This is a genomic window from Pseudomonas sp. ICMP22404, assembly GCF_006227205.1.
Classification (GTDB): Bacteria; Pseudomonadota; Gammaproteobacteria; order Pseudomonadales; family Pseudomonadaceae; genus Aquipseudomonas.
This window is the reverse complement of sequence record NZ_VCNG01000002.1, coordinates 128,688-144,657: the sequence shown is the minus strand read 5'-3', so window position 1 is coordinate 144,657 and position 15,970 is coordinate 128,688. Positions and strand designations below refer to the sequence as shown.

Annotated in this window: 10 protein-coding genes; 5 read left to right on the top strand and 5 right to left on the bottom strand. The window is 61.8% G+C overall.

Annotated features, from left to right (window positions below; translation table 11 throughout):
* Positions 1-1,230 precede the first annotated feature (1,230 nt).
* The gene (locus FGE05_RS04415) at positions 1,231-1,941 is read right to left on the bottom strand and encodes a FadR/GntR family transcriptional regulator (protein WP_139641884.1); all 711 of its coding nucleotides are present in this window, start codon (positions 1,939-1,941) and stop codon (positions 1,231-1,233) included.
* A 318-nt stretch (positions 1,942-2,259) separates the two neighbouring features.
* On the opposite strand from FGE05_RS04415, the gene FGE05_RS04410 reads away from it, so the two are divergent.
* A complete protein-coding gene (locus tag FGE05_RS04410; RefSeq protein WP_139641882.1) occupies positions 2,260-3,627 on the top strand; it encodes an MFS transporter in 1,368 nt (455 codons plus the stop codon).
* 28 nt (positions 3,628-3,655) lie between these two features.
* A complete protein-coding gene (gudD, locus tag FGE05_RS04405) occupies positions 3,656-4,999 on the top strand; it encodes a glucarate dehydratase (protein WP_139641880.1) in 1,344 nt (447 codons plus the stop codon).
* A 164-nt stretch (positions 5,000-5,163) separates the two neighbouring features.
* Here gudD and glgB read toward each other — a convergent pair whose 3' ends face one another.
* The 3 genes from glgB to FGE05_RS04390 all read right to left on the bottom strand — a co-directional run bounded on the left by glgB (position 5,164) and on the right by FGE05_RS04390 (position 12,946).
* A complete protein-coding gene (gene glgB, locus FGE05_RS04400) occupies positions 5,164-7,398 on the bottom strand; it encodes a 1,4-alpha-glucan branching protein GlgB (protein WP_139641878.1) in 2,235 nt (744 codons plus the stop codon).
* Between the two features lie 11 nt (positions 7,399-7,409).
* Positions 7,410-10,754 (bottom strand): maltose alpha-D-glucosyltransferase, encoded by a 3,345-nt coding sequence (gene treS / locus FGE05_RS04395; RefSeq protein WP_139641876.1) that lies wholly within the window; start codon positions 10,752-10,754, stop codon positions 7,410-7,412.
* A 194-nt stretch (positions 10,755-10,948) separates the two neighbouring features.
* Entirely contained in the window at positions 10,949-12,946 is a 1,998-nt protein-coding gene (locus FGE05_RS04390; RefSeq protein WP_139641875.1) for an alpha-1,4-glucan--maltose-1-phosphate maltosyltransferase, read from the bottom strand.
* Positions 12,947-13,165: 219 nt separating this feature from the next.
* Here FGE05_RS04390 and FGE05_RS29775 point away from each other — a divergent pair, with 219 nt between their 5' ends.
* Complete coding sequence (locus tag FGE05_RS29775) at positions 13,166-13,330, top strand: hypothetical protein (RefSeq protein ID WP_167355733.1); 165 nt, start codon at positions 13,166-13,168, stop codon at positions 13,328-13,330.
* Positions 13,331-13,467: 137 nt separating this feature from the next.
* Here the strand turns inward: FGE05_RS29775 and FGE05_RS04385 are convergent, their stop codons facing one another.
* A complete protein-coding gene (locus tag FGE05_RS04385) occupies positions 13,468-13,968 on the bottom strand; it encodes an MgtC/SapB family protein (RefSeq protein ID WP_139641873.1) in 501 nt (166 codons plus the stop codon).
* Positions 13,969-14,103: 135 nt separating this feature from the next.
* On the opposite strand from FGE05_RS04385, the gene FGE05_RS04380 reads away from it, so the two are divergent.
* The gene (locus tag FGE05_RS04380) at positions 14,104-14,337 is read left to right on the top strand and encodes a DUF3203 family protein (protein WP_139641871.1); all 234 of its coding nucleotides are present in this window, start codon (positions 14,104-14,106) and stop codon (positions 14,335-14,337) included.
* A gap of 218 nt (positions 14,338-14,555) precedes the next feature.
* Positions 14,556-15,968 carry a cytochrome c oxidase accessory protein CcoG gene (ccoG, locus tag FGE05_RS04375; RefSeq protein ID WP_139641869.1) on the top strand — a complete coding sequence of 471 codons (1,413 nt, stop codon included), beginning with the start codon at positions 14,556-14,558 and terminating at the stop codon, positions 15,966-15,968.
* Positions 15,969-15,970: the final 2 nt, after the last annotated feature.

The window sequence follows — 15,970 nt, the reverse complement described above, 5'->3', positions numbered from 1 at the left end:
ATGGCGCTGTCGCGGGCAAGCCTTGCTCCCACGATGTCCGGTGGTGAATGGACTGTCGTGACCACGCAGCTTTCCGGTGGGAGCAAAGCTTGCTCGCAACCTCGGTTGCGCCGGTTTTTTTTGCCTGCTGACTGTCGGGGTGATGTTGGCTGTGATGGCGCTATCGCGAGCAGGCTCGCTCCCACAGGGGATCTGCGCCGGTCACAGAATGTGTGTCCACGGAAGACCCATTGTGGGAGCGAGCCTGCTCGCGATAGCGGTGGGTCAGCAAAGATGATGTTGAATCTAATGGCGCTGTCGCGGGCAAGCCTTGCTCCCACGGTGTCCGGTGGTGAATGGACTTCGTGACCACGCAGCTTTCCGGTGGGAGCAAAGCTTGCTCGCAACCTCGGTTGCGCCGGTTTTTTTGCCTGCTGACTGTCGGGGTGGTGTTGGCTGTGATGGCGCTATCGCGAGCAGGCTCGCTCCCACAGGGGATCTGCGCCGGTCACAGATGTGTGTCCACGGAAGACCCATTGTGGGAGCGAGCCTGCTCGCGATAGCGGTGGGTCAGCAACGATGATGTTGAATCTAATGGCGCTGTCGCGGGCAAGCCTTACTCCCACGATGTCCGGTGGTGAATGGACTGTCGTGACCACGCAGCTTTCCGGTGGGAGCAAAGCCTGCTCGCGATAGCGGTGGGTCAGCAACGATGATGTTGAATCTAATGGCGCTGTCGCGGGCAAGCCTTGCTCCCACGATGTCCGGTGGTGAATGGACTGTCGTGACCACGCAGCTTTCCGGTGGGAGCAAAGCTTGCTCGCAACCTCGGTTGCGCCGGTTTTTTTTGCCTGCTGACTGTCGGGGTGATGTTGGCTGTGATGGCGCTATCGCGAGCAGGCTCGCTCCCACAGGGGATCTGCGCCGGTCACAGAATGTGTGTCCACGGAAGACCCATTGTGGGAGCGAGCCTGCTCGCGATAGCGGTAGGTCAGCAACGATGATGTTGAATCTAATGGCGCTGTCGCGGGCAAGCCTTGCTCCCACGATGTTCAGTGGTGAATGGACTGTCGTGACCACGCAGCTTTCCGGTGGGAGCAAAGCCTGCTCGCGATAGCGGTGGGTCAGCAACGATGATGTTGAATCTAATGGCTCTGTCGCGGGCAAGCCTTGCTCCCACGGTGTCCGGTGGTGAATGGACTTCGTGACTACGCTGCGGTGGGAGCAAAGCTTGCTCGCGATAGCGACCGATCAGGCCCCTGCGCCAAACCGGTCACGGCTGTTGGTCAGATGCAGCCACATGGCGGCGCGGGCGGCGTCCGGGTCCTGGCGTTGGATGGCGTTGAAGATGGCCTCGTGTTCGAGGTTGGCCAACTGCGCCAGTTTCCCCAGGTCAACCTGACCCCTTTCGGCCACGTTCACCCGAGTCCTGGGGATCATTGCGCTGCCCAGGTGCTGCATGACTTCGACAAAACAGGTGTTGTCCGTGGCCTCGGCGATGAGCAGATGGAAACGCCGGTCGGCTTCGACGCAGCTGTCGTTGTTGCTGAGCAACCGCTGGTAGTCATCCAGCGCCTGGCGCATCTGCTGCAAATGCTGTTCGCTGCGGCGTTGGGCCGCCAAGGCAGCCGCCTGGGTTTCCAGGCCCAGGCGCAGTTCCAGGATGCCCCGCACCCCTGCCGCGGTATCGACATTGAGGCGCAGCCCCGGCTCGCCGGTTTGCTCCAGCACGAAGGTGCCGATGCCATGGCGCGTCTCCACCAGGCCCGAAGCCTGCAACTTGGAAATCGCCTCGCGCACCACCGTGCGGCTGACACCATGCTCCAGCACGATGGCGCCTTCGGAGGGCAGCTTCTGTCCCGGTTTCAATTGCCCCAGCAGGATGCTCTGGCTGAGCTTCGCCACCAGATCATGGGCCAGATTGTGGGTACGTTTGCGCTGGGGCGCGTCGGTGTCTTGCATCGCCGGGGTTCCTCGAATACAGGCTGACTGATCCTACCACCGGCGGGCTGGAGCATGTACACCGTGGCAAGGGCAAACTTGTATGACAACACACCAAATATCAAGATTTCCTTGGCTATCCATTCAGTTGAAAGACCTCCTTCATGCAACCACCCACACGGCACAAATTGCTCTAAAGCTCCTTATAAACCAATAAATACGGCATAAGCAGCGCCATCACCCTCTCCAAACATCATGAAAAACAACTTGTCACCGAAAAAAATCAAGTTGTATGATGTCTATCAACATCGACACCTGCTCGATGCCCGCATAAAAACAATGAGTGGGAGAGAAAAACCAGTGAACACATCCAGCCTCAAGGCGAATGCCGGCGCGGATCCAGTGCTGTCGTCGGCCATTTCCAAGGTCAAGCGCCATATCCTGCCGCTGTTCGTCATCATGTTTATCGTGAACTACATCGACCGTGTGAACATCGGCTTCGTGCGTGCCCACATGGAGCACGACCTGGGCATCGGTGCGGCAGCGTACGGCTTCGGCGCCGGGCTGTTCTTCATCGGCTACGCACTGTTCGAAGTCCCTTCCAACATCCTGCTGCAAAGAATCGGCGCGCGCATCTGGCTGACCCGCATCATGCTCACCTGGGGCCTGGTGGCAGCCGGCATGGCCTTCATCCAGAACGAAACCCACTTCTACATCCTGCGTTTCTTGCTGGGTGTGGCCGAGGCCGGTTTCTTTCCCGGAGTGATCTATTACTTCACCCGCTGGCTCCCCGCCGTCGAGCGCGGCAAAGCCATCGCCATCTTCCTCAGCGGTTCGGCGATCGCTTCGTTGATCTCCGGCCCATTGTCCGGATTGTTGCTGCAGATCAACGGCCTGGGCATGCACGGCTGGCAATGGATGTATTTCATCGAAGGGATGTTCTCTGTCGGCCTGTGCTTCTTCGTCTGGTTCTGGCTGGACTCCAAGCCCCACGACGCCAAGTGGCTGGACCGTGAAGAACAGGACGCACTGGTGAAAACCATCGATGACGAACAGCGGGCCCGCGAAGCGGCGACCCCGGTCAAGTTGTCCATCGGCCAGTTGCTCAAGGATCGCCAGATCATCCTGTTCTGCCTGATCTACTTCTTCATTCAGCTGACGATCTACGCCGCCACGTTCTGGCTGCCGAGCATCATCAAGAAGATGGGCGACCTCAGCGACTTCCAGGTCGGGCTGTTCAACTCGATTCCCTGGCTGCTGTCGATTGTCGGCATGTACGCCTTCGCCTCGCTGTCGGCCAAATGGAAGTTCCAGCAAGCCTGGGTCGCGGCTGCGCTGCTGATTGCAGCGGCGGGGATGTTCATGTCGACCGTCGGCGGACCGATCTTTGCCTTCGTCGCCATCTGCTTCGCGGCCCTGGGCTTCAAGTCGGCGTCTTCGCTGTTCTGGCCGATCCCCCAGGCGTACCTGGATGCACGGGTGGCTGCCGGGGTCATTGCGCTGATCAACTCGGTGGGCAACCTTGGCGGGTTCGTCGCCCCGACGACGTTCGGCCTGCTGGAGGAGCACACCGGTTCGATCCAGGGCGGTCTCTATGGCTTGGCGGGCACGTCCATCATCGCTGCAATCATCGTCTTTGCCGCGCGCAATGTGCCCAAGCCCAAAACCGCCACGACACCGGCCAATCCGGTGGCCAGCCACGTCTGATCATTCGATTCGTTCAAGGATAAAAACAATGAATTCCCAAGAAACCAGCAAAGCCCCGATCATCACCAGCATGCAGATCGTACCCGTGGCCGGCCATGACGGTATGTTGCTGAACCTCAGCGGCGCCCATGGCCCGTTCTTCACCCGCAACGTCGTCATTCTCAAGGACAATGCCGGCCGTACCGGCGTCGGCGAAGTGCCCGGCGGCGAGCGCATTCGCCAGACTCTCGAGGACGCCCGGGCGCTGGTGGTCGGCAACCCCATCGGCACCTACCAGAAGATCCTCAACAGCGTCCGCCAGGCGTTCGCCGACCGCGATGCCGGGGGCCGCGGCCTGCAGACCTTCGACCTGCGTATCACCATCCATGCGGTCACCGGCCTGGAAGCGGCCTTGTTGGATCTGCTCGGCCAGCACCTGGACGTACCGGTCGCCGCCCTGCTCGGCGAAGGCCAGCAGCGCGATGAAGTGAAGATGCTGGGTTATCTGTTCTACGTCGGTGATCGCCAGCAGACCGACCTGCCCTACCGCAGCGAGCCGGATGCCGACAACGACTGGTTCCGAGTACGCCATGAGAAGGCCCTGGACGCCGCCGCCGTGGTGCGCCTGGCCGAAGCGGCCCATACGCGCTACGGCTTCCAGGACTTCAAACTCAAGGGCGGCGTGCTCAGGGGCGACGAAGAGATCGAAGCGGTCACCGCCCTGGCCGAACGCTTCCCCCAGGCCCGCATAACCCTGGACCCGAACGGCGCCTGGTCGCTCAAGGAAGCCGTCCGCCTGTGCCGTGACCAGCACCGGGTACTGGCCTATGCCGAAGACCCTTGCGGTGCCGAGAACGGTTACTCGGGCCGCGAGGTCATGGCGGAGTTTCGCCGTGCCACCGGCCTGAAGACCGCCACCAACATGATCGCCACCGATTGGCGCGAGATGGGCCACGCCATCACCTTGCAGTCCGTGGACATCCCCTTGGCCGATCCGCATTTCTGGACCATGCAGGGTTCGGTGCGAGTGGCGCAGATGTGCAATGAGTGGGGATTGACCTGGGGCTCGCACTCCAACAATCACTTCGACATTTCCCTGGCGATGTTCACCCACGTGGCCGCCGCCGCGCCGGGTGACATCACGGCCATCGACACTCACTGGATCTGGCAGGACGGCCAACGGCTGACCAAGGCACCCTTGCAGATCCAGGGTGGCTGCGTGCAGGTGCCGAAGAAGCCGGGGCTGGGAATCGAGTTGGACATGGATCAGTTGGCCAAGGCCCATGAGCTGTACAAAGGCATGGGACTTGGGGCACGGGACGATGCGGTGGCGATGCAGTACCTGATTCCAGGCTGGACGTTCAACAACAAGCAGCCGTGTCTCGTGCGCTGATCTTCAGGAAGACCCTGCTCTTGTGGCGAGGGGATTTATCCCCGCTGGGCTGCGCAGCGGCCCCCTTTTTTGACGGTCGCTACGCAACCGAGCGGGGATAAATCCCCTCGCCACAGATAAATCCCCTCGCCACAGCCATCATTCGCCTCTGGTATTGATAACGGCTACCCCTCCGGCCGCAGGATCAACACCGCCAACGGCGGCAGGTTGAGTTCAAGGGACAAGGCCTGGCCATGGCTGGGCACTGGTTCGGTGGACGCACCGCCGCCGTTGCCGTAGTTGGAGCCGGCATAGGTGTCGGCATCGCTGTTGAGCAATTCCACCCAACGCCCGGCGAAAGGCACGCCAACGCGATAGGCCTCACGAGGCACCGGCGTGAAGTTGGCGACCACTAGCACCGGCCGGCCCTCCTTGCTCCAGCGTAGCCAGGCGTAGACGCTGTTCATTGCATCGTCGCCGATCAACCACTGGAACCCTTGGGGCGCGTCATCCTGATCGTGCAGCGCCGGCTCCTCGCGATAGAGTCGGTTCAGGTCGCCCACCAGCTTCTGCACCCCACGGTGTTCGGCGTATTGCGTCAGGTACCAGTCCAGTTGCTGGTCATGGTTCCACTCGCGCCACTGACCGAACTCGCAGCCCATGAACAACAGCTTCTTGCCCGGATGGCCCCACATGAAACTGAGGTAGGCACGCAGGTTGGCGAATTTCTGCCAGCGGTCGCCGGGCATCTTGTCGATCAGCGAGCGTTTGCCATGGACCACTTCGTCGTGGGAAATCGGCAGGACGAACCGCTCGGACCAGGCGTACACCAGGCCAAAACTCAGTTCGTTGTGATGATGGGCGCGATACACCGGATCCTGCTGGATGTAGTGCAGCGAATCGTGCATCCAGCCCATGTTCCATTTGTAGGCGAAGCCCAGGCCGCCCTGTTGCGTGCTCTGGCTGACACCGGGCCAGGCGGTGGACTCTTCGGCAATGACCAGCGCGCCCGGGGCTTCCAGGGCGACCACATCGTTGAGGTGGCGCAGAAAGTCGATGGCCTCCAGGTTCTCGCGCCCACCGTGGCGGTTAGGCACCCATTCCCCGGCCTTGCGCGAATAGTCGCGATACAACATCGACGCCACGGCATCCACACGTAGGCCATCGACGTGGAAATGCTTCAACCAGTGCAGGGCCGAAGCCAGCATGAAGCCGTGGACCTCGGTGCGTCCCAGGTTGTAGATCAGGGTATCCCAATCCTGGTGGAAGCCTTCCAGCGGGTTGCCGTACTCGTACAGCGCCGTACCGTCGAACTGGGCCAGGCCGTGGGTGTCGGTGGGGAAATGCGCCGGCACCCAGTCGAGGATCACGCCGATGTCAGCCTGGTGGCAGGCATTGACGAACGCGGCAAAATCATCCGGCGAGCCGAAGCGTGCCGTCGGCGCGAACTGCGACAGCGGCTGGTAGCCCCACGAGCCGCCGAACGGGTGCTCCATGATCGGCATCAGCTCGATGTGGGTGAAGCCCAGCTCCTTGACGTAGGGAATCAGCCGCTCGGCCAGCTCATGCCAGTTGTACTGCCGGGCCACCTCCCCGGCCTCGTCGATTTCGCATTGCCAGGAACCGGCGTGCAATTCGTAGATCGACAACGGTGCACTGGGGATCTGGCGTTCGCGACGGTGCTGCATCCATTCGCCGTCCTGCCACTCGATCTTCAACGGCGAGGCGACTTTCGACGCGGTGTCCGGGGGCATCTGGCTGGCCAGCGCCACCGGGTCGGCCTTGAGCGGCAGGATGCCGTGGGCACCGAGGACTTCATACTTGTAGGCTTCTCCAGCCCCCAGGCGCGGGATAAACAGCTCCCATACGCCCGACGGATAACGGATGCGCATCGGATGGCGGCGTCCGTCCCAGGCGTTGAAGTCACCGACCACCGACACCCGTCGGGCATTCGGCGCCCACACGGCGAACCGCACACCGTCGACGCCATCGACAGTGGTCAGTTGCGCCCCCAGGCAGGAACTGAGATCGCGATGATTGCCTTCGGCAAACAGGTAGAGATCCATTTCCCCCAGCAACGGCCCGAAGCTGTAGGGGTCTTCGGCCACCTGCTCGCCACCGGCCCAGCGGGTGCGCAGCAGATAAGGCTGGGCATGGTCGAAATGTCCGGCGAACAGGCCCGGCGTGTCGCCCAGCTGCAGCTCACCCAACTCCTCGCCGCCGTTGCGGGCGATCACGTGCACGCTCAGCGCACCGGGCAGGTACGCCCGGATGAACTGGCCGCCGTCACCGTCGCCATGGGGCCCCAGGATGGAAAACGGATCGTGATGTTCGGCACGCACCAGCGCGTCGATATCACGGGGGGACGGCAGCAAAGACTCTTTGGCCTGTCCCTGTGGTTCCTTGTTCGAGACACTCATGATGCTCTCCACTAAATCGGTCCGCCCAAGTCGGAAAAGGGTTCAAGCCCACTCAATAACCCGTACAGACCGTGCAACGGCACGGGCAGCCAGGCGGGGCGATTCTCGGCTTCATAGGCCACTTCATAGGCCGCCTTCTCCAGGCCGAACAACGCCAGCGCGGCGTCTTCGCCTTCAGCATCCTTCCACTCATGAGCAAGACTAGCTGCCGCCAGTCGATATGCCTGGACAAATGCCTGGCGAGCCTCGGTCAAATAGCGATCGGCAACCCGTTGGCGCGCCGCGTCGGCGTCGGCCGTGCTGTCGACGGTGTGCAAGTGAATCGCCATGGCCGCCGCGTAATCGAAGGAGCGCAGCACGCCGCTGACATCCTTGTACGGGCTGTGCTTGCCCCTGCGTTCGTGCAACGGCCGAGCCGGTTCGCCTTCGAAGTCGATCAGGTAGGCGTCGCCCTTGATCACCAGCACCTGCCCCAGATGCAAATCGCCATGAACCCGGATGCGCAAACCACCGGCGGCCTTGCCGGCCAATTCCTGGACATGGGCCAGGACGGCTTTTTTCTGCTCCAGCAAGCGTGCGACCATGGCTTGGTCCGCCGGGTTCAATTGGCTCTGGTGCTGCTTGAGCAGACGCAAGGCATTTTCCACTTGGGCAGCCACGTCCCGGCCGATGGCCTGGGCGTCCTTGGCGGTGGTTTTCTGCGGGGTGAAGTCCGGGTTGTCGGTGGCCTGGGCCAGCACCTGGTGCATTTCGCCCAGGCGCTGGCCGAGCATGCCGGCGAAATCCTTCAGTTCACCCAACGCGTTGTAATGCTGCTCCTGCTCGGACACCGCATCGGCCAGCTCATCACGCAACGCACGTTCGAGGTTGTTCTGGGTCCATTCCCAGGCATCGCCCTGGTTGCTCAGGTAGCCTTGGGCGATCATCAGCAGCGCATCCTCGCCCTCGCTGTCGCGGCGAATCACCGAACCCAGCAGCGGCGAAATATTGCTGAAGCCCGCGGCGGTCAGGTAGGCGCTCATCTCCAGTTCCGGATGTACGCCGGAAGCGACCTTGCGGATCAGCTTGAGCACCAGGCTGCCGCCCACCACCACCGAACTGTTGGACTGTTCCGCGGACAGGTAACGCACCTCCGGCTCGGAACCCAGATTCAGCGCCGCCAATCCCTCGGTGGGTTCGAAACGTAACTCGCCATCGGCGTACGGCAGCACCGTGGCCGCCTGCATGCTGTTCAGCACGGCCCGGATGAAGCTTTCCAGGCTGAACGCATCGGTGATCAACCCCACCTGACGTACCCGGCGGACCCGGGACAGTGCCAGTTGTTGCGGTAGCGCCGCGCCGACCTGATCTTCGGCCAACAGGCCGAAAGGCAGTTGGTAACGCAGCGTCTGGCCGCCACTGGTGACGTCGATTTCGCTGAGCAGCACCGGATGCTGCGGATCACCGAAACGCACGCCATAGACGATGTCGACCTTCTCGATGGCGCTGTCCTTGCCGGCGAACCAGCGCCGGTTCTGCAGCCAGCTCGGCAGGATGGTTTGCTCCAGGGTGGTGCGCGATGGCGCTTCGAGCAATTCTTCCAGGCGTTTTTTCAAGACCAGGGTGGTGAAATCCGGCAGGCTCTGGGCCGGCTCCACGTGCCAGCTCGGCATCTGGTTTTCCGCCGCCAGGGCGAACCAATAGAAGCCATAAGGCGCCAGGGTCAGCAGGAAATTCAGCTGGCCGATGGGTGGGAAGGCATTGCCCCCCAGCATCTCAACCGGAACCATGCCCGCGTAGGTCGACAGGTCCAGCTCGGCGGCCTGGGCGCTGCGGGACACGTTGGCCACGCAGAGAATGATTTCATGCTTGCCATCCGGCCCGGTGTATTCACGGGTATAGGCCAGGATCCGCCGGTTGCTCGGCGACAGCATTTTCAGGGTGCCACGACCGAAAGCCTTGGACTGCTTGCGCACCGCCAGCATCCGCCGGGTCCAGTTGAGCAGCGAATGCGGATCGCCCGCCTGGGTTTCGACGTTGACCGACTGATAGCCGTACTGCGGGTCCATGATCGGTGGCAGCACCAGGCTGGCCGGGTCGGCCCGGGAGAAGCCGCCATTGCGGTCGATGGACCACTGCATCGGCGTGCGCACACCGTCGCGGTCACCCAGGTAGATGTTGTCGCCCATGCCGATTTCGTCACCGTAGTACAAGGTCGGCGTGCCGGGCATCGACAGCAGCAGGCTGTTGAGCAATTCGACCCGACGACGGTCGCGCTCCACCAGCGGCGCCAGGCGTCGACGGATGCCCAGGTTGATGCGCGCCCGACGGTCGGACGCGTAGTAGTTCCACAGGTAATCGCGCTCCTTGTCGGTGACCATTTCCAGGGTCAACTCATCATGGTTGCGCAGGAAAATCGCCCATTGGCAATTGGCCGGGATCTCGGGCGTCTGGCGCAGGATGTCGGTGATGGGAAAGCGGTCTTCCTGGGCCAGCGCCATGTACATGCGCGGCATCAGCGGGAAGTGGAACGCCATGTGGCATTCGTCACCGTTCAGGCCCTGGGCATCGACATCGCCGAAGTACAGTTGGGTGTCCTCCGGCCATTGATTGGCTTCGGCCAGCAGCATGCGGTCGGGGTAGTTGGCGTCGATCTCGGCGCGGATCAGCTTGAGGACATCATGGGTCTCGGGCAGGTTTTCGTTATTGGTGCCATCGCGTTCGATCAGGTAAGGGATCGCGTCCAGGCGCAGGCCGTCGATGCCCATGTCCAGCCAATAGCGCATCACCGACAGCACGGCCTTGATGACCTGCGGATTATCGAAGTTGAGGTCGGGCTGGTGGGAATAGAAGCGGTGCCAGAAGTACTGGCCGGCCACCGGGTCCCAGGTCCAGTTGGACTTCTCGGTGTCGAGGAAAATGATCCGGGTGCCGTCGTACTTGTGGTCATCATCGGACCAGACGTAGAAATCCCGCGCCTTGGAACCGCGCTTGGCCTTGCGTGCCCGCTGGAACCACGGGTGCTGGTCGGAGGTGTGGTTGATGACCAGTTCGGTGATGACCCGCAGGTTGCGCTTGTGGGCTTCGGCGATGAAGCGCCGCGCATCGGCCATGGTGCCGTAGTCGGGACTGACGCCACGGTATTCGGCAATGTCATAACCGTCGTCGCGCCGGGGCGATGGGTAGAACGGCAACAGCCAGATGGTGTTGACGCCCAGGTCTGCGATGTAGTCGAGCTTGGCGATCAGGCCAGGGAAATCGCCGATACCGTCGTTGTTGGAATCAAAATAGGATTTGACGTGTACCTGATAGATCACCGCATCCTTGTACCAGAGCGGGTCCTTGATGAACGTGGCTGACCGCGGTTTCTTCGCCATGTGCAACTCCTGATGAATTCAATAAAGCCGCTGGGACGGGCTTGCGCTGTTCTTTAGGGCAAGAGGATCTGTCTGTGGGAGCAAAGCTTGCTCGCGATACAGACGCCTCGGTTTCTGGAAGATCGCGTCAGCTTCATCGCGGGCGAGCCTTGCTCCCACAGGTTGCCTCACCATTGCGCTCGCCATAGAACCTCTCAAGACGTGCTGATCCGCCAGATCCCGAACGGCTGGTATCCCGGGTCGATGCGCATGAACTGGTACTTGCCATACCAGGTCCAGCGGTGCCCGTTCATCAAGTCCTCGCCCTGGGTCTGGGCGTCGTCCGGCAAGCCCATTTCCCACAATGGCAACTCGAAATTGGCTTCCTGGGGGTTGTGCGGATCGAGGCTGACCGCCACCAGGACAAAGTTGCTGCCGTCAGGCGTGCGCTTGCCGAAAAACAGAATGTTGTCGTTCCAGGCGTTGTAGATTTTCAGGCCCAAGTGCGTTTGCAGCGCCGGGTTCTGGCGGCGGATGCGGTTGAGCTGGGCGATTTCGGCAATGATATTGCCCGGTGCGGTGAAGTCCCTCGGCCGGATTTCGTACTTCTCCGAATCGAGGTATTCCTCCTTGCCCGGCACCGGCGCCGACTCGCAGAGTTCGAAGCCCGAATACATCCCCCACAGGCCCGAGCCCATGGTCGCCAGTGCCGCACGGATCAGAAAACCCGCGCGCCCCGACTCATGGAGAAAGGCCGGGTTGATGTCGGGGGTATTGACGAAGAAATTCGGTCGATAACACTCACGCCACGGCGACTGGTTGAGTTCGCTGAAATAGGTCGCCAACTCGGCCTTGGTATTGCGCCAGGTGAAATAGGTGTAGCTCTGGGAATAACCGACCTTGCCCAGCCGGGCCATCATCGCCGGTGTGGTAAAGGCTTCGGCGAGGAAGATCACTTCGGGATGTCGGGCCCGCACATCGGCGATCAGCCACTGCCAGAACGGCAAGGGTTTGGTGTGGGGATTGTCGACGCGGAACATCTTCACGCCTTCGTTGACCCACCCCACCACAATGTCCCGCAGCTCTGTCCAGAGACTGGGAATCGCCTCCGCCGCGTAGAAGTCGACGTTGACGATGTCCTGGTATTTCTTCGGAGGGTTTTCCGCGTATTTGATCGTGCCGTCCGGCCGCCAACTGAACCAGCCCGGATGCTGCTTAAGCCAGGGGTGGTCCTGGGAACACTGGATGGCGAAATCGAGGGCGATTTCCAGGCCATGGGCCTGCGCCGCCGCCACCAGGCGCCGGAAGTCTTCCCGGGTGCCCAGTTGCGGATGGATCGCCTCATGGCCACCTTCTTCGCTGCCGATGGCATACGGGCTGCCCGGGTCGTCGGGACCGGCGGTGAGGGAATTGTTCGGCCCTTTGCGAAAACTGCGCCCGATGGGATGAATCGGTGGGAAGTAGAGGACGTCAAAGCCCATGTCCTGGATCATCGCCAGACGCGAATGCACATCGTTGAACGTGCCATGGCGGCGAGGATCGTCGGTGATCGAGCGGGGAAACAGTTCATACCAACTGGCGAACTCTGCCCGTTCGCGCTCCACATCCAGTGGATATTCGGGACTGATACTCAGGTAAGGCCGGTGATCGGCCAGGGACATCAGGTCGGCACTGTGCGGTGCAAGGAACAAAGCAACTTGCTCGGCCGGCAACAACCCCGAAAGCTCGTGGTGCAACGCGGCCAATTGTTCGCTCAACTCGCCATCGCTGCGCTCGGAGGCTTGTAGCACATGGTTGCGCCCTTCCTGCAATTCCAGGCTGATGGGGACGCCGGCGCCGTATTTCTTCTCCAGTTCGTAGCAGAAGCTGGCGTACTGGTCGAACCAGGCCTCGATGCAAAATACATAGCGGCCCTGGGCTGGCACATTGAACTGGCCCCGCCAGCCGTTATTGCCCAGGTCGGTCATGACCTCGCTGTTCCACACCTCATCGTCCAGTGCACGCCAGCGGATTCGCACGGCCAGCTTGTCATGACCATCGGTGAAGACCTTGCTGGTCACCGTGACGTTCTGCCCCGCTACGGCCTTGGCGGCGAACTGCCCGCCGTCGATCACCGGCATGGTGTTTTCAATCGCAATACGTGGCAACAACAAGGCGTGAGACAGCGGTAAGTTGGGGTTGTACGCCAAGTCGGTCGGGTGTTCGGCAGTCATCGAGCATCGCTCCTTTTACGCCCCATGGACGTTATGGCGGTGAAGGCCCACTGGTCTTTGAAAATTGGTCCCTGAAAGAACTCACTTAAACTCCGAACCGGACCGGCAGGGAAAAGTTCAGCGGGATTTGCCTGGCGGTGACCGGGATAAAACCCGGCCCAGGGTGGTCAACAGCAGTAAGCACAACTCAAGCCATGTGTGTCACGGAGACCCGTCCTGATGAATATTCCCATCCCGGCCGAAACCCCCGATCCCAATATCGACGACCCCACCCTGCCGCCTCCCGGTCCCGACCCGGAACCTATTCCGGAGAAAGACCCTCCACTCGCACCGCAGCAGCCGGTGGGCGATCCACCGAACGAGGCGCCGCCGGAACGGGTGTGAAGAACAAGCTTAGTGGAGAACCTGTGGGAGCGAGCCTGCTCGCGATGACGGAATGCCAGGCGCCCCATCTGTGACTGACATACCGCTTCGCGAGCAGGCTCGCTCCCACAGGTGTTGTATTGAGGCTTAACACCGGATCACGGCTTGTCATCCTTCTCCAGCGCCCGGACGATCACCGGCATCACACTGAAGACCGCCAACGCCAGCAGCGTGCTCAGCACTGCGGTCGCTTCCCGGCCCAACCCGGCGGCGACACCGATGGCCGCCGTCATCCACAGGCCGGCGGCGGTGGTCAGGCCTTTTACGTGACTTTCATCCCCCTGGTTGTTCTTCAGGATCGTGCCCGCCCCCAGGAAACCGATGCCGGCGATCACGCCCTGCACCACCCGGCTCATGGCGTCGGCCTGGGAACCGGACATCTGCGGCACCAGCACAAACAGCGCCGCGCCCAGCGCCACGAGCATGTGCGTGCGCACGCCGGCCGCCTTGCCCTTGTGCTCACGCTCGAACCCCAGGATGCCGCCGAGCAGCGCGGCCATCAGCAGGCGCACCGTGACCCGCGTCATCTGCTGGGCATCGCCGATGTCGGCGAACTCCGATTGCAAGGTCATCCAGACCTGATGCCACCACGCTTGCATACGTCCCTCCTCTTGCAGTCGATAACCGATGGACCGCAACGGACGCCAGAGGTGCGCCCGACCGCTGATCCGGCGCAACGAACCCTGGCAAGCGACAAGCGCCTAACGCTCAGTACATCAGGAAGGAGCAGCACCATGACCGTTGATATCAACCACCAGACCTGTAGTTTCGATACCCCCAATGGCCCGAAACACTATTCCGCCAGCGAGCTGACGATCATCACCGACGCGGACAAGGCCATGTCGGTGGTGGAGGTCGATGGCCAGCGTATCTACATCACCGAGGCCGAAGCCGAAGCCTTGACCGTGGCCGGCGCGACCGATGACCGCAAGCACCTCAAGGCGACCGATAGCGGCTCGGCGATCTGACCCCGCTTGGTCGTCGAGTGGGTACTTTGTGGCGAGGGGATTTATCCCCTCGCCACAGATGCCCCCTCACCATGGAGAAATACGGGGTGCTTCAACCTGTCGCAGGCCGCGGCCTCCAGGCCATCTGATCCGGTTTTTATCGAGTCACCTGAGTCTGTTATGCAAACAGTTCGATGGTCATAGTGCGCGGGCCAGATAAGGCTGATGAGCGACCGACCATGAGCGATAGAATCCCCGTCCAATTGATACAGACCTTCGAACCTGTGCCCACGAAGATCAAGGCCAGGACCACCGATAACCTGATCCACACCCGCAGCTTCAGCGGCTTGTTCCGCACCTTGCGCATGAGTGGCGCGGGCCTGCTGTTCCTGCTGTTCTTCGGCACGGTGTGGTTGAACTGGGGCGGACGCCAGGCGGTGCTCTGGGATCTGGCCGAAAGCAAATTCCACATTTTCGGCGCCACCTTCTGGCCCCAGGATTTCATCCTGCTGTCGGCGCTGCTGATCATCGCTGCCTTCGGCCTGTTTGCGATCACCGTGTTCGCCGGCCGGGTGTGGTGCGGCTACACCTGCCCGCAAAGCTCCTGGACCTGGATCTTCATGTGGTGCGAGAAGGTCACCGAGGGCGATCGCAACCAGCGGATCAAGCTGCACGCCGCGCCTTGGAGCCTGGGCAAGCTACTGCGCCGCTCGGCCAAGCACACGTTGTGGCTGGCCATCAGCCTGCTCACCGGCCTGACTTTCGTCGGTTACTTCACACCGATCCGCCCACTGGCCGAAGAGCTGCTGACTTTGCAGATGGGCGGCGTGAGCCTGTTCTGGGTACTGTTCTTCACCGGGGCCACCTACCTCAATGCCGGCTGGCTGCGTGAAGCGGTGTGCATGCACATGTGCCCCTATGCGCGGTTCCAGAGCGTGATGTTCGACAAGGACACCCTGACCATTTCCTACGACGCCGCCCGCGGCGAGATCCGTGGCCCACGCAAGCGCGACGCGAACCCGGCCAATCTCGGCCTGGGGGATTGCATTGACTGCCAGATGTGCGTGCAGGTCTGCCCGACCGGCATCGATATCCGCGACGGCCTGCAAATGGAATGCATCGGTTGCGCGGCCTGCATCGACGCCTGCGATTCGATCATGGACAAGATGGGTTATGCCCGTGGACTGGTCAAATACACCTCCGAACGTCAGTTGCAGGGTGGCAAGACCCACCTGCTGCGACCGCGGCTGATCGGTTATACCGCCGTGCTGCTGGTGATGATCGGCGCCCTGATGGTGGCGTTGGTGGAGCGGCCCATGGTATCCCTGGACGTCAGCAAGGACCGCGGCCTGTTCCGCGAGAACAGCCAGGGCCTGATCGAGAACATCTACAGCCTGAAGATCATCAACAAGACCCAGCAACGCCAGGACTATCAGTTGTCCCTGGTGGACGGCGACGACTTCGTCCTGCAGGGCAAGACCCGGCTGAGCCTGGCGCCGGGGGAAATCGTCGATGTGCCGGTGTCGGTGGCGATGCTCAGCGAACGCCCCCGCAGCGGCTCACAGGAAATTGCCTTCAAAGTGGCCGACAGCGACGAACCTGCCATCCATAGCGTGGCCAAAAGCCGTTTTGTCGCGCCGATGAATCGCTGACG

Bases quoted from the DNA above. Each gene is read 5' to 3' on its own strand.
- FGE05_RS04415 (WP_139641884.1), bottom strand. From the start codon at position 1,941: ATGCAAGACACCGACGCGCCCCAGCGCAAACGTACCCACAATCTGGCC.
- FGE05_RS04410 (WP_139641882.1), top strand. From the start codon at position 2,260: ATGAGTGGGAGAGAAAAACCAGTGAACACATCCAGCCTCAAGGCGAAT.
- gudD (WP_139641880.1), top strand. From the start codon at position 3,656: ATGAATTCCCAAGAAACCAGCAAAGCCCCGATCATCACCAGCATGCAG.
- glgB (WP_139641878.1), bottom strand. From the start codon at position 7,398: ATGAGTGTCTCGAACAAGGAACCACAGGGACAGGCCAAAGAGTCTTTG.
- treS (WP_139641876.1), bottom strand. From the start codon at position 10,754: ATGGCGAAGAAACCGCGGTCAGCCACGTTCATCAAGGACCCGCTCTGG.
- FGE05_RS04390 (WP_139641875.1), bottom strand. From the start codon at position 12,946: ATGACTGCCGAACACCCGACCGACTTGGCGTACAACCCCAACTTACCG.
- FGE05_RS29775 (WP_167355733.1), top strand. From the start codon at position 13,166: ATGAATATTCCCATCCCGGCCGAAACCCCCGATCCCAATATCGACGAC.
- FGE05_RS04385 (WP_139641873.1), bottom strand. From the start codon at position 13,968: ATGCAAGCGTGGTGGCATCAGGTCTGGATGACCTTGCAATCGGAGTTC.
- FGE05_RS04380 (WP_139641871.1), top strand. From the start codon at position 14,104: ATGACCGTTGATATCAACCACCAGACCTGTAGTTTCGATACCCCCAAT.
- ccoG (WP_139641869.1), top strand. From the start codon at position 14,556: ATGAGCGATAGAATCCCCGTCCAATTGATACAGACCTTCGAACCTGTG.